This is a genomic window from Brucella sp. MAB-22 (assembly GCF_025908475.1).
GTDB lineage: Bacteria > Pseudomonadota > Alphaproteobacteria > Rhizobiales > Rhizobiaceae > Brucella > Brucella anthropi.
This window is the reverse complement of record NZ_CP109782.1, coordinates 1,124,632-1,137,068: the sequence shown is the minus strand read 5'-3', so window position 1 is coordinate 1,137,068 and position 12,437 is coordinate 1,124,632. Positions and strand designations below refer to the sequence as shown.

The following is a 12,437-nucleotide window of genomic DNA, read 5'->3' as shown; positions in this document are numbered from 1 at the left end:
TTTGCAAAGAATAGCGGGAAAAACCGGTTCGGCAAAACATCTGCAATGATTTAGAGGGTTTCGGCTTGCGTCCAAGCCCTCTATATGAAATGCGAAGTGTACCGAAATTTCGCGGTAACGCGTTATCAGTCGCGGACGGATATGGCAAAAACGGTTTTTGTTTTGAACGGCCCCAATCTCAACCTTCTCGGCAAACGAGAACCGGGGATATACGGTGTTGCAACGCTCGAGAATATCGAGGCGGACTGCAAGCGTGAGGCCGAACAACTCGGACTTGATGTCGATTTCCGTCAGTCCAATTACGAAGGCGATCTGGTGACCTGGATTCAGGAGGCTGGCGACAAAAACGCCTATGTCCTCATCAATCCAGCCGCTTACAGCCACACTTCGGTTGCTATTCATGATGCAATCCGCTCGGCCAAGGTAACGGTCGTGGAAGTGCATCTTTCGAACATTCATGCGCGTGAGGCTTTCCGGCATCACTCCTATGTATCCGCAGTCGCCAAAGGCGTTATTTGCGGCTTTGGCGCGGAAGGATATCTGCTCGGTCTGCGCGCGCTTGCGGCAATTGCCAAAGAAGAAGAAAACAACGGGCAAAGCGTTAAAGGGGCCTGATATGTCCAGCAAAAATTCCGTCATCGACAAGGAAACGATCCGCGACCTGGCGGACATTCTCAATGAAACTGACCTGACCGATATCGAAGTCGAACATGGCGATCTGCGTATCCGCGTTTCGCGCAAGGTCACGGTTCAGGCCGCAGCAACCGTTATGCCAGCCGCAGCCCCTGTTGCTGTTGCTGCCGCACCAGCTGCTGCAGCCGCCGAACCGACCAAGGCCGATCTGTCGAAGAACGCCGTTCCGTCGCCGATGGTTGGCACTGCCTATCTCGCTCCGGCTCCGGGTGCTCGCAACTTCATCGAAGTCGGCGCACAGGTGAAGGAAGGTCAGACGCTTCTCATCATCGAAGCCATGAAGACCATGAACCAGATTCCGGCCCCGCGGGCTGGTACGGTCAAGGCCATTCTCATCGAAGACGCTCAGCCGGTTGAATTCGGTGAGCCGCTCGTCGTAATCGAATAAGACAACAGATTACGGCTTATTCAATGAACGGGCAGCAAAGCGCAATGTTTCAAAAGATACTCATAGCCAATCGTGGCGAAATCGCTCTTCGCGTGCTCAGGGCTTGTAAGGAACTGGGCATTAAGACCGTCGCCGTTCACTCCACGGCAGACGCCGACGCGATGCATGTGCGTCTGGCAGACGAAAGTGTCTGCATCGGGCCGCCGCCATCGCGCGACAGCTATCTGAACATCCATCAGATCGTTGCTGCTTGCGAGATCACGGGCGCTGACGCAATCCATCCGGGTTATGGCTTCCTGTCGGAGAACGCCAAGTTCGCGGAAATTCTTGAAGCGCACGGCATCACCTTCATTGGCCCCACCGCTTCGCATATCCGCATCATGGGCGACAAGATCGAAGCCAAGCGCACTGCAAAGCGCCTCGGCATTCCGGTTGTTCCGGGTTCTGACGGCGGTGTGACGGATGACGTCGAAGCCGCTCGCATCGCGAAGGAAATCGGTTATCCGGTCATCATCAAGGCTTCGGCCGGTGGTGGCGGACGCGGCATGAAGGTTGCCCGCACCGAAGAAGATCTTTCGGTAGCACTTGCAACCGCGCGGACCGAAGCCGGTGCAGCCTTTGGTGACGACGCGGTCTATATCGAGAAATATCTCGAAAAGCCGCGCCACATCGAAGTTCAGGTCATGGGCGACGGTGCCGGCAATGCCATCCATCTGGGCGAACGCGACTGCTCGTTGCAGCGCCGTCACCAGAAGGTTTGGGAAGAAGCCAATTCACCGGCGCTCAATGCAGAAGCACGCGACAAGATCGGCATGGTTTGCGCCAACGCCTGTGCGGAACTGGGCTATCGCGGTGCGGGAACGATCGAGTTCCTTTATGAAGACGGCGAATTCTATTTCATCGAAATGAATACGCGTCTTCAGGTAGAACATCCGATTACGGAAGCCATCACGGGTATCGATCTCGTTCACGAGCAGATTCGCGTTGCAGCTGGCCTCGGCCTGTCGGTAAAGCAGAAGGATATCCGCTTCTCCGGCCATGCCATCGAATGCCGTATCAACGCTGAAGACCCGCTGACTTTTGCGCCTTCGCCGGGCCTGATCACGCATTATCATACGCCGGGTGGCCTCGGCATCCGCGTGGATTCGGGCGTCTACTCCGGCTATCGCATTCCGCCTTACTACGACAGCCTTATCGGCAAGCTGATTGTGCATGGTCGCAATCGCGTCGAATGTATGATGCGTCTGCGCCGCGCGCTGGACGAGTTCGTGGTGGATGGTGTGAAAACCACCCTCCCGCTTTTCCAGGACCTGATTGCCAATCAGGATATCGCTAACGGCGATTACGACATTCATTGGCTTGAAAAGTATCTGGCCAAGAAAACCAAGAGCGAAAGCGCCTGACGAAAGTGACCGCAGGAGTGTCCCCGGACGACTATTCAATCGAACCGGAGTTACTCCTGCGGGCCTATGCCACGGGAATATTTCCCATGGCCGAAGAAGCCGACGATCCCGAAGTCTTCTGGGTTCGTCCCGAGAGGCGCGGTGTCATACCCCTTGATGGCTTCCACATGCCGAAAAGCCTCCAGAAGACCATCCGCCAGGGCATTTTTGACATAAAGCTCGATAACGATTTTGATGGTGTGATCGACGGTTGTGCCAGCGGAACCGGTGAACGTGCGCGCACATGGATCAATGGACCTATCCGCGAAGCCTATAAGAATCTGTTCGAGATCGGACATTGCCACACGGTCGAAGCCTGGCATGACGGACAGCTCGTTGGTGGACTTTATGGGGTAACGCTTGGGCGTGCCTTTTTCGGCGAGAGCATGTTCACACGAAAACGGGACGCGTCAAAGGTCTGCCTTGCCTATCTGGTCCAGCATCTGGTGAAGCAAGGCTTCGTGCTGCTCGACACGCAGTTCACCACACCGCATCTCGAAAGATTCGGCGCTGTGGAAGTTCCAAGGAAAAAATACGAGAAACTGCTGGAAAACGCGCTGGATGGAATCGCGCGCTTCTAAATAGCTGCGGTTAATTGCGCTGATCCGGCGGAGGCACTTCCGACTTCTGCTTGCAGTCCTTCAGCCAGACGTCATAGATCGGATGCTCGACAGCATTGAGACCCGGACTATCGGCGAACATCCAGCCGGTAAAAATACGGCGAATCTTTCGGTCAAGCGTGATCTCTTCGACTTCAACGAAACCATCCGTGCGTGGTGCTTCGTTCTCTGTGCGCGAATAACAAACTTTCGGCGTTACCTGAAGGGCGCCGAACTGAACTGTCTCATTGATATAGACGTCGAACGTCGTGATACGCCCGGTGATTTTATCGAGACCCGAGAACTCAGCAACCGGATTGGTGATGCGTTCGGCCATTGCTGCTTGAAAGCTGCTGGTGGTCGCAATGAGCGAAATCAAGGCAACCTGAACAGCCCTTTTTATCGGGTTTTTTCCGTTGCCAGCCGCGCCGTGAGATTGCTTCGTCAAAACGGAGATCCGCATCCAAAGGGTTTAAATTAAGCCGGAACAATTCTTAAGCATGAAATGTGACGATTCGTTGCCCAGTCGCAAGCCGCAATGCTGCCGCTGGTCTTAAGCGAGCCGTCTATCCTCAAACCTTTTCCGCTATAGCGTCAAAAGGCGGACACATAATAAATCCGGCGCGGATGAACGCGCCGGACAAAAATCAAAACCGATTATCAGTTGCCCGGTGTCCAGGCATCGTATTCGCCGGTCACGCGCGGACGTTCCGCAGGTTCCGTGCCCGGACGAGCAATGGCGCCTTTCGGACGATACGCCAGCGGAGAACCGGTCAGGTTCTGCAGATGCGGCTTCTGCCAGTCGCGCGGCTTGTAGTCTTCCTTGGTAGGCGGCGTGTCAACGCGATGATGCATCCAACCATGCCAGCCGGGAGGAATAGCACTTGCTTCCGCATAGCCATTGAAGATTACCCAGCGACGTGTGCGACCTTCGGAGTCCTTGCCGCCCTGATAATAGATATTGCCGAACTCGTCCTCACCGACGCGCTCGCCCTTGCGCCACGTATGAAACCGCGTGCCGAGCGTCTGGCCGTTCCACCAGGTGAAAACTTGCGTAATAAATTTCTTCATGACCTATTCCAGATCCATTATTGCCACAGGTGACCGAAACCACCGGGTTTTCTTGCTTATGGCCCTATCGACTGGCCATGGCAAGGGTCAAGTTGCCGCTGTCACAAGAGTATGATGGGCCCAAAACGCCGCGCGCGTCAGGCTTTTATATTCTCGCATGTCTCCCCAAAGCGATCTCCACTTTGGCGAGACATGCTTTACATATTCCAGCTTTCGAGCGACTTTTCCATAACCAGCACCGGTTCCTTGCAATTGGGATCGCCCCAATCCTCGTTCCGGCCGACTTTGGTATAGCCCTTGCGCTCATAGAAATTCACCGCCTTGGTGTTTCGCTCGATCACTTCAAGCTTCATCGTTCGAACATCAGGAAAAGCCATCTCGATTTCGGCGAGAAGCATCGTTCCAATGCCCTGAACCTGCGTGTCGGGACGAACATAAAGCTGATGCAGCGAAGCCTTGCCTTCTTCGGACTGGCTGGCAAAAGCCATTCCGTCGATCCCACCATTGCCGTTATCGGCGACAATGAATTCCGAATAAGGCTTCTTCAGATTGGCCTTCAGAACAGCGATGCCGTGCCACCGGGCGGTAACGGCATCCACCGTTTCCCGCCCGAGGATGTCGTCAAAGGTCGCGTGCCAGGTCGATACAAGCAGCTCATGCACTGCCTTGAGATCAGCCTCTGTCGCGCTCCTGACCCACATTACTCTTCAATCCCGAGCTTGGCCTTGACCAGTTCATTCACGGATTGCGGGTTGGCCTTCCCGCCCGTTGCCTTCATGACCTGACCAACGAACCAGCCAGCCAGCGTCGGCTTGGCTTTCGCCTGCTCAACCTTTTCCGGGTTGGCAGCAATGACATCGTCCACTGCCTTCTCGATGGCACCGGTGTCCGTAACCTGCTTCATGCCACGTTCTTCAACAAGCTTCTTCGGGTCACCACCCTCATTCCAGACGATCTCGAAAAGATCCTTGGCGATCTTACCGGAAATCGTACCTTCCTTGATGAGATCGATGACTGCACCGAGCTGTTCCGGGCTGACCGGCGATTCCTCAATGTCCTTGCCCGCCTTGTTCAGCGCGCCGAGGAGATCGTTGATGACCCAGTTCGCTGCGGCCTTGCCGTCACGACCCGCAGCAACGGATTCATAATAATCAGCAATGGCCTTCTCGGTAACGAGAATCGATGCATCATAGATCGAGATACCCTGCTTCTCGACGAGGCGCTGCTTCTTGACGTCCGGCAGTTCCGGCAGATCCACTGCCAGCGCATCCACGAATGCCTGGTCGAACTCGAGTGGCAGAAGGTCCGGATCAGGGAAATAGCGATAGTCATGCGCTTCTTCCTTGGAGCGCATGGACCGGGTTTCACCCTTTACCGGATCGAACAGACGCGTTTCCTGATCGATGGAGCCACCGTCCTCGAGAATAGCAATCTGGCGACGAGCCTCATATTCAATCGCCTGACCGACGAAGCGGATCGAGTTGACGTTCTTGATTTCGCAGCGCGTGCCGAATTCCCCGCCCGGACGGCGCACGGAGACGTTTACGTCAGCGCGCATCGAGCCTTCGTCCATATTGCCGTCGCAAGTGCCGAGATAACGCACAATCGTGCGCAGCTTGGTCAGATAAGCGCGTGCTTCATCGGAGGAACGCAGGTCCGGCTTCGATACGATTTCCATCAACGCCACACCAGAACGGTTCAGGTCCACATAGGACATGGTCGGATGCTGATCGTGCATGGACTTGCCCGCATCCTGTTCCAGATGCAGGCGCTCGATGCCGATTTCCACGTCTTCGAACTGGCCCTTATTGTCCGGGCCGACCGAAATCATGATCTTGCCTTCGCCAACGATAGGCTGCTTGAACTGTGAGATCTGGTAGCCCTGCGGCAGATCGGGATAGAAATAGTTCTTGCGGTCGAAAACCGACTTCAGATTGATCTGAGCATTGAGCCCGATTCCCGTGCGAACCGCCTGTTTGACGCATTCCAGATTGATGACCGGCAGCATGCCCGGCATGGCTGCATCAACCAGAGAAACATTCGAATTCGGCTCCGCGCCAAACGAAGTGGAAGCGCCGGAGAACAGCTTCGATTCTGACGTGACCTGCGCATGGACTTCCATGCCGATGACGACTTCCCAGTCGCCGGTCGCGCCGGAGATAAAGCGTTTGGGTTCAGGTATACGCGTATCGATTAGGGACATTACTGGCTCGACAATACTGTGATTGGGCTGAAACTGATTGTTGTATTGGCTAGAGCAAAGCCCCACCGGATGCAAGCTTTTCAGCCACCATTTCCATGATCGCAAAACGAAAAGGCCGCGCTATGCGCGGCCCCTCCGAATTCCTGCTGGAAGTGAAGATCAAGCCTCTTCGGACTTGCCTTCGTCGGCCTTCTTCTTAGGAGCGGCCTTCTTCTTGGGAGCAGCCTTCTTGGCAGGCTTTGCTTCCGAAGCTGCATCTTCGTCTTCAGCCGTCAGCTCTTCCTTCGAGACCTTCTTGTCGGTCACGCTGATGTTGGCGAGCAGATGGTCAACGACCTTTTCTTCAAAGATCGGGGCGCGAAGGTTGGCAACGGCATCCGGCGTCTTGCGCAGGAATTCGTAGATTTCCTTTTCCTGGCCCGGATAGCGACGAACCTGATCGTAAACAGCGCGCTGCAGTTCTTCTTCAGAAACTTCAACGCCAGCCTTTTCGCCGATTTCCGACAGAACCAGACCGAGGCGTACGCGACGCTCAGCGAGCTTGCGATATTCTTCGCGAGCAGCTTCTTCGGTGGTTTCTTCGTCTTCGAACGTGCGGCCAGCCTGCTGCAGGTCGAAGTTGATCTGCTGCCAGATATTGTTGAATTCAGCGTCAACAAGCTTCTGCGGCGTTGCGAACTGGTAGTCACCGTCCAGAGCGTCGAGAATCTGACGCTTTACCTTCTGGCGGGTGATCTGGCCGTACTGGCTTTCGATCTGTTCGCGAACAACCTGACGCAGACGCTCAAGCGATTCGATGCCGAGCTTCTTTGCAGTTTCATCATCGAGAACGAGTTCGTTCGGCTTGGCAACTTCCTTGACGGTAATGTCGAAGGTAGCTTCCTTGCCAGCCAGATGGGCAGCGCCGTATTCTGCCGGGAACGTCACAGTGATGACCTTCTCGTCGCCAGCCTTGACACCAACAAGCTGCTCTTCGAAGCCCGGAATGAACTGACCCGAACCGAGAACGAGCTGCGCATCGTTGTCCGCGCCGCCTTCAAACGGCTCGCCGTCGAGCTTGCCCAGATAGTCGATCGTGACGCGATCTTCGTTTTCGGCCTTGCCCTTCTTGGTTTCGAAGGCGCGGGTCGACGAAGCGATGCGCTTGACCTGATCGTCAACTTCCTCAGCGGAAATATCGACGACTTCACGGGTAACGGCGATCTTCGAGAAGTCCTTGACTTCAATTGCCGGCAGAACTTCGTAGTTCAGCGAGAAAACGAAATCGGCCTTGCCGTCGAGAACCTGTTCGGCCTCTTTTTCGTCTTCCGACATGATGACTTCAGGCTGAGTAGCCGACTTTTCGTTACGTTCAGCGAGAAGCGAACGCGACGAGTCGTTGAGGATTTCGTTGACGATTTCCGCCATGAAGGACTTGCCGTACATCTTGCGGAGGTGAGCCGCAGGCACCTTGCCCGGACGGAAGCCGTTGATCTTGGCGCGGTCACGCGCAGTTTCCAGCCGCTCTGCGAGCTTGGCTTCGAGGTCCTTGGCCGGAACCACGACTTTGATCTCGCGCTTCAGCCCTTCATTGAGCGTTTCGGTAACCTGCATGTTCAAACCTTCACTTCTTGTCATTGTCCCGCCGTCACCGGCTTGTTTGCCTTGTCGCGGGAGAGAAATTCTTTTGCCTTATGGCAGTTGGTGCGGATGGAGAGCAGCCGCACCATACCCCCTGCATTGATTTCCTTGTACAAATTCTGCCAAATTGGCAGCTCTGTATCCCAGTTTGTGTCACAGTACGTATCGCAAAATTGCGCCGTAAAATCACACGTTGGCGCACCTACTACAATCAGAGCCTTCAAAAGACAAGATCGGAATGAACGCCAGTTGCCTGCAAAGACAAAAATTTAGCACCCATCAGTGGCAGGAATGAGGTGTCAGTCTCTATTCGTCGGTCTCTTAAATATGGCGATACTGTGTTGTCTTTTTGTCGTCTTTGTTGCATTCGAGGGTAAGAGTGTATTTCAAAAAGATTCGTCTGGAGATTGAATTGGGGATTCAAGAGAGGAAAGACGTATACGCGGCGATAGAAAAAAAGCTGGAGACCCGCGTAGTTACATATGTGACAGGAGATCGCCCAAGTCTGGAGACGCAAATCAGTCCAGATTGCTTTGATATCTTCGTCGACGTGTTGGACGAGATCGGTCCAACAAAGAAAATATCGCTCATACTTCATACAAATGGAGGAAGTACGTCAGCTGCGTGGCGATTGGTAAATCTCATAAAGACCTTTTGCGATGAATTCGAAGTGATTGTCCCCAATAAAGCAATGAGCGCAGGGACGCTCATTTCGTTGGGCGCAAATTCAATTATCATGACAAAGCAGGCTGCGCTCGGACCAATTGACCCGAGTCTAACGCATCCACTCGGTCCGCAATTTCAAGCCGGAAACCAATTAGCCCGAATACCCGTCAGTGTCGAAGCGGTGCGCGGATATTTGGATGCTGCGAGAGAAGACCTAAAGGTTACAGACGCAACAGTTTTGGGCGGGCTTCTAAACAATTTATCGGATAAGGTTCACCCTTTAGTTTTGGGTGAGATTTTTCGTTCGCAGGCTCAGATCCGTTATCTCGGAACAAAGCTGCTTAGCGGGCATATTCAGGATCACGATAAGGTTAATGAAATCGTAAATTTTTTATGCGCAGAGTCCGGTAGCCATGACTACACTATTAATCGTCGAGAAGCCATAGATCTCGGCCTGAACGTAGTAAAACCAGACAGCGAATTGTATGAGCTATTGAAGGCGCTCCATAAAGACTACGTAGCCGAAATGGAGCTGCTAACACCTTTCAACCCGCTTAATACCGTGCCAGCAAATGGTGTTTTTGACTATTTGTTTACACGGGGATTGATTGAGAGCACACTAGACGCTAATTACGCGTTCGTCTCGGAAGGGCAACTTCGGCGAGATGGCAACAACAATATCGGCGATCAACGGAATTTCGAAGGATGGAGGGAACAATGACTTTTGAATTCCGGAATGCGGATGCATCTTACATATACCGTGAGTCTAGCTCGTCATCGAGCTATCGCCTGGACGGAACAGCAAATACGGGTTCATTGTTCGAGTTGATGCGCGATACCGTTGTAGCTTTTGGAATTACAGATCCACGCCACAATAACGAGAGTGGGATCCCCTCTTCAGCTGGCGGTGACGTTAAGGCTGTATTTCGACAACGATAGTCTTCTAGATTGTTCTAGCCCCGCTCCGGCGGGGTTTTTTATTGCACAAACATGAGAGTCCCGGAGGTTCTGCGGATTTCCCGCCTTTTCAATGGTTTGTAAAAAAGTGGGACAGAAAAGCATGCGTTATAAACATTATGTTTTTTCATTCGCCTGCCCCACATTTCAGCAGCCAAGCGACCAAGCTTTTGCACCGATTTTCCACAACCGGAAAATGCAGATTGACTAACTTTCAAAATGAGAACATTTTAGGAACATATCCACATTGAGCGGAATATGTTCCTGAGCGCATAGGTGCACAGGGCAGGTTTCGCTCGCCCTGATTTTGGAGCGTGCCTTGCGCCTTCCTGAGACTATAGAGCGTCTTTATTTGGACTTTGACGGCTTTTTTGCGAGCGTCGAACAGCAATGCGACCGGCGTTTACGTGGTCGCCCCATCGGAGTCGTGCCCTTCGAAGGCACCGACCGCACTGCCGTCATCGCCTGCTCGAAAGAGGCGAAAAACTTCGGCGTTAAAAACGTCATGCCGATCAAGGAAGCGAAGCGGCTCTGCCCCGATCTTATCCTAGTCCCGCAAAAGCCAGACCTTTATCGGCGCGCTCACAATGCCCTGCTCTGCGAGATCGAGACTGTCATCGCCATCGACACAGCAAAAAGCATAGACGAGCTGACATGCGTGCTGGACGCCAGCGGCAAACGAGATCCGGAGCTACTGGCAGCGCGCATCAAATCGGCGATCTCAGACAACATTGGCCCGTTCATCACATGCTCAATCGGTTTCGCTGCAAATCGCCAGCTTGCAAAGATCGCCTGTAAGGCAGGGAAAGAAGAAACCAAACGGCGGGGATCTTACGGCAATGGACTAGCCATATGGTGGCCATCGATCATGCCGGACCCGCTCTTGCGCGTCGAGCTGGAGGATATACCCGGCGTCGGATCGAATATGGCAAAGCGGCTTTATCGCAATGGCGTGTTTACAACCGCCCAGCTCTACGCCCTACAACCGAAACACATGCGGAAGATCTGGAACAGCGTCAACGGCGAGCGACTTTGGTATGCCCTCCACGGTTATGATATCCAAGCGCCCTCGCAGCAGCGCGGTATGTTCGGCCATGGTCGAGTTCTACCACCAGAGGCGCGCTCGATCATAGGCGCATATGAAATATCCCGCCTTCTGCTGACGAAAGCCGCCCGTCGCCTTCGTCGTGAAAACTTCTACGCAGCAGGCCTATGGCTCTGGCTGTCCGTGCGCGACGGCTCTTGGTTTGGCAAACATTACTTACCGGTCGTGAATGACGATCAGGCTATTTTATCGGCGCTGCGCTTGCTCTGGCAACGCGTGCGAGAAGACCATCCGCGAGGCGTCACTATCTTCAGGGTTGGGGTGACGCTGTATGATCTGTCACCAGCAGGTGAGCGACAGATGGACATGCTGAATAATGACGATGCCGTTCGCCAGAAATGGGAAAAGGCGAACAACGCTGTCGATACGCTCAACGCGAAATATTCCGGAACCATTGTCAGCATGGGCGAATGGAAACCGCCTGCAGGCGGGCATGTGGGCGGCAAGATCAGTTACTCTCGCATCCCATCCGCAGAGGATTTCTGGTAATGGGCAATTGGAAATCCACAATCAAGGTCCGAGATCTGGATGATGAACAGCGACTTGAATTGACCTGCAAAAAGTGCAGTCGCGTGACTTACACAACCAGGCATATGCTTTGCGAGGGGACCGATCGTTCACAGAAATATCTGGATGAGATCGAGGCGAAAGCCCGATGCAAGGCGCGCGGCTGTCACGGCCATATGCGTATGGCAATGGTACGCCTGCAGGAAATGAGCGGATTTGTAGGGGGACTTGCATGAGCGAAACGACGAAGACCCTTTGGCTGGACAGCGAAAATTAATGCCCTACCTAATTCTAGACCATCGAAGGAGGATCGAATGTTCCGACCAAAACAGCCCGGCGATTATCCCGACCGTGAAATTGATTGTCAGGAAGCGATTTCGCAGGGCCTCGCTGACCTTGTTGAGCAACAGGTGGCGGCTGGCGCGACGGAAGCTGAAGCCACTGCGGCGCTTTCGGGCGCAAACGTCGTGGGTGTCCGAGAGCTTATTCAGGATGCGGTCGATGCTGGCTGGTCAGAAGAAGAAGCGGCAACAGCCATCCGTGTTGTATCTGAAGGATTACACCACGGAGCAACCGGCGCAGATCCGAACGAATGAGCGACGACGAAGGCAAGACACCATCCCGACCGGTAGAAAAGAAAAAGCCCGCCGCGTCGGATGACGGGCGGGCGCTTGGTCATTCATATTATAGCGGATCGCTACCGTTTTACCGCGGTAATGGACGCCGCTGTCCAGCCTCCAGACGCTGCAGGATCTCCATCACGACACGCACATCCCCGCGCACCGTCGTCAAAGTATCCTGAATTTCCTTAGAATTATCGGCAGCACTTTTGATCGCTTGCGTGTTTGACGCGATCTGATAGCTCATGCTTTCCTGATTACTGGAGAGCTTGCGAATATCAGCCTCGATGGTTTGGAACCGCTGATCGCTTTTTCCCTTCTCCTCGCGGACCTCAGCCAGACGCTCCTTATGATACGCCTCATGCGAAAGCTTCCACTTTGCGAGATCCTCGATATCGCGAGATCTGTTGACCCAGATCGTCACGCCGCCGAGGATCAGGACTGCGATCTGCCCCAGCTGTAGCAGCGTGTTAAAGTTCCACTCAAACTTTCCTTTGCTTGGTAACCGCATCGCACCTTCCCTCACCGTATCCCCCTTGCCCAGCTGTCATAGAATTCAGCACATC

The 12,437-nt window shown here is 54.0% G+C and carries 13 protein-coding genes; 7 read left to right on the top strand and 6 right to left on the bottom strand.

The window, feature by feature from the left end:
- Positions 1 to 141 precede the first annotated feature (141 nt).
- Genes aroQ through aat form a run of 4 tightly spaced genes read left to right on the top strand, consistent with a single transcriptional unit; the run spans position 142 to position 3,104 of the window.
- Positions 142 to 615 carry a type II 3-dehydroquinate dehydratase gene (aroQ, locus tag OHI65_RS15085; RefSeq protein ID WP_010661265.1) on the top strand — a complete coding sequence of 158 codons (474 nt, stop codon included), beginning with the start codon at positions 142 to 144 and terminating at the stop codon, positions 613 to 615.
- Between the two features lies 1 nt (position 616).
- Positions 617 to 1,081: an acetyl-CoA carboxylase biotin carboxyl carrier protein gene (gene accB, locus OHI65_RS15080; RefSeq protein WP_010661264.1), complete on the top strand. Its 465-nt coding sequence runs from the start codon at positions 617 to 619 to the stop codon at positions 1,079 to 1,081.
- A 44-nt stretch (positions 1,082 to 1,125) separates the two neighbouring features.
- The gene (gene accC, locus OHI65_RS15075) at positions 1,126 to 2,484 is read left to right on the top strand and encodes an acetyl-CoA carboxylase biotin carboxylase subunit (RefSeq protein WP_010661263.1); all 1,359 of its coding nucleotides are present in this window, start codon (positions 1,126 to 1,128) and stop codon (positions 2,482 to 2,484) included.
- Positions 2,485 to 2,489: 5 nt separating this feature from the next.
- Positions 2,490 to 3,104, top strand: a complete 615-nt coding sequence (gene aat / locus OHI65_RS15070; RefSeq protein WP_413541929.1) for a leucyl/phenylalanyl-tRNA--protein transferase — start codon at positions 2,490 to 2,492, stop codon at positions 3,102 to 3,104.
- A gap of 10 nt (positions 3,105 to 3,114) precedes the next feature.
- On the opposite strand, the gene OHI65_RS15065 is transcribed toward aat, so the two are convergent.
- From OHI65_RS15065 to tig, 5 genes are all read right to left on the bottom strand, one after another.
- Positions 3,115 to 3,585 carry a DUF2155 domain-containing protein gene (locus OHI65_RS15065; RefSeq protein ID WP_010661261.1) on the bottom strand — a complete coding sequence of 157 codons (471 nt, stop codon included), beginning with the start codon at positions 3,583 to 3,585 and terminating at the stop codon, positions 3,115 to 3,117.
- A gap of 197 nt (positions 3,586 to 3,782) precedes the next feature.
- Positions 3,783 to 4,193 carry an NADH:ubiquinone oxidoreductase subunit NDUFA12 gene (locus tag OHI65_RS15060; RefSeq protein ID WP_010661260.1) on the bottom strand — a complete coding sequence of 137 codons (411 nt, stop codon included), beginning with the start codon at positions 4,191 to 4,193 and terminating at the stop codon, positions 3,783 to 3,785.
- A 197-nt stretch (positions 4,194 to 4,390) separates the two neighbouring features.
- Complete coding sequence (locus tag OHI65_RS15055; protein WP_036583875.1) at positions 4,391 to 4,894, bottom strand: GNAT family N-acetyltransferase; 504 nt, start codon at positions 4,892 to 4,894, stop codon at positions 4,391 to 4,393.
- The gene (gene gatB, locus OHI65_RS15050; protein ID WP_012092152.1) at positions 4,894 to 6,396 is read right to left on the bottom strand and encodes an Asp-tRNA(Asn)/Glu-tRNA(Gln) amidotransferase subunit GatB; all 1,503 of its coding nucleotides are present in this window, start codon (positions 6,394 to 6,396) and stop codon (positions 4,894 to 4,896) included. The genes OHI65_RS15055 and gatB overlap by 1 nt, the downstream gene beginning before the upstream one ends.
- Before the next feature lie 159 nt (positions 6,397 to 6,555).
- Positions 6,556 to 7,989 (bottom strand): trigger factor, encoded by a 1,434-nt coding sequence (gene tig / locus OHI65_RS15045; RefSeq protein ID WP_264359172.1) that lies wholly within the window; start codon positions 7,987 to 7,989, stop codon positions 6,556 to 6,558.
- A gap of 406 nt (positions 7,990 to 8,395) precedes the next feature.
- Between tig and OHI65_RS15040 the strand changes: the two genes are divergently transcribed.
- The 3 genes from OHI65_RS15040 to OHI65_RS15030 all read left to right on the top strand — a co-directional run bounded on the left by OHI65_RS15040 (position 8,396) and on the right by OHI65_RS15030 (position 11,847).
- Complete coding sequence (locus OHI65_RS15040) at positions 8,396 to 9,403, top strand: SDH family Clp fold serine proteinase (protein WP_264359142.1); 1,008 nt, start codon at positions 8,396 to 8,398, stop codon at positions 9,401 to 9,403.
- Positions 9,404 to 9,958: 555 nt separating this feature from the next.
- Positions 9,959 to 11,233, top strand: a complete 1,275-nt coding sequence (locus OHI65_RS15035) for a Y-family DNA polymerase (protein ID WP_264359141.1) — start codon at positions 9,959 to 9,961, stop codon at positions 11,231 to 11,233.
- A 332-nt stretch (positions 11,234 to 11,565) separates the two neighbouring features.
- Positions 11,566 to 11,847 (top strand): hypothetical protein, encoded by a 282-nt coding sequence (locus OHI65_RS15030; protein ID WP_264359140.1) that lies wholly within the window; start codon positions 11,566 to 11,568, stop codon positions 11,845 to 11,847.
- A gap of 109 nt (positions 11,848 to 11,956) precedes the next feature.
- Here OHI65_RS15030 and OHI65_RS15025 read toward each other — a convergent pair whose 3' ends face one another.
- A complete protein-coding gene (locus OHI65_RS15025) occupies positions 11,957 to 12,397 on the bottom strand; it encodes a hypothetical protein (protein WP_264359139.1) in 441 nt (146 codons plus the stop codon).
- Positions 12,398 to 12,437: the final 40 nt, after the last annotated feature.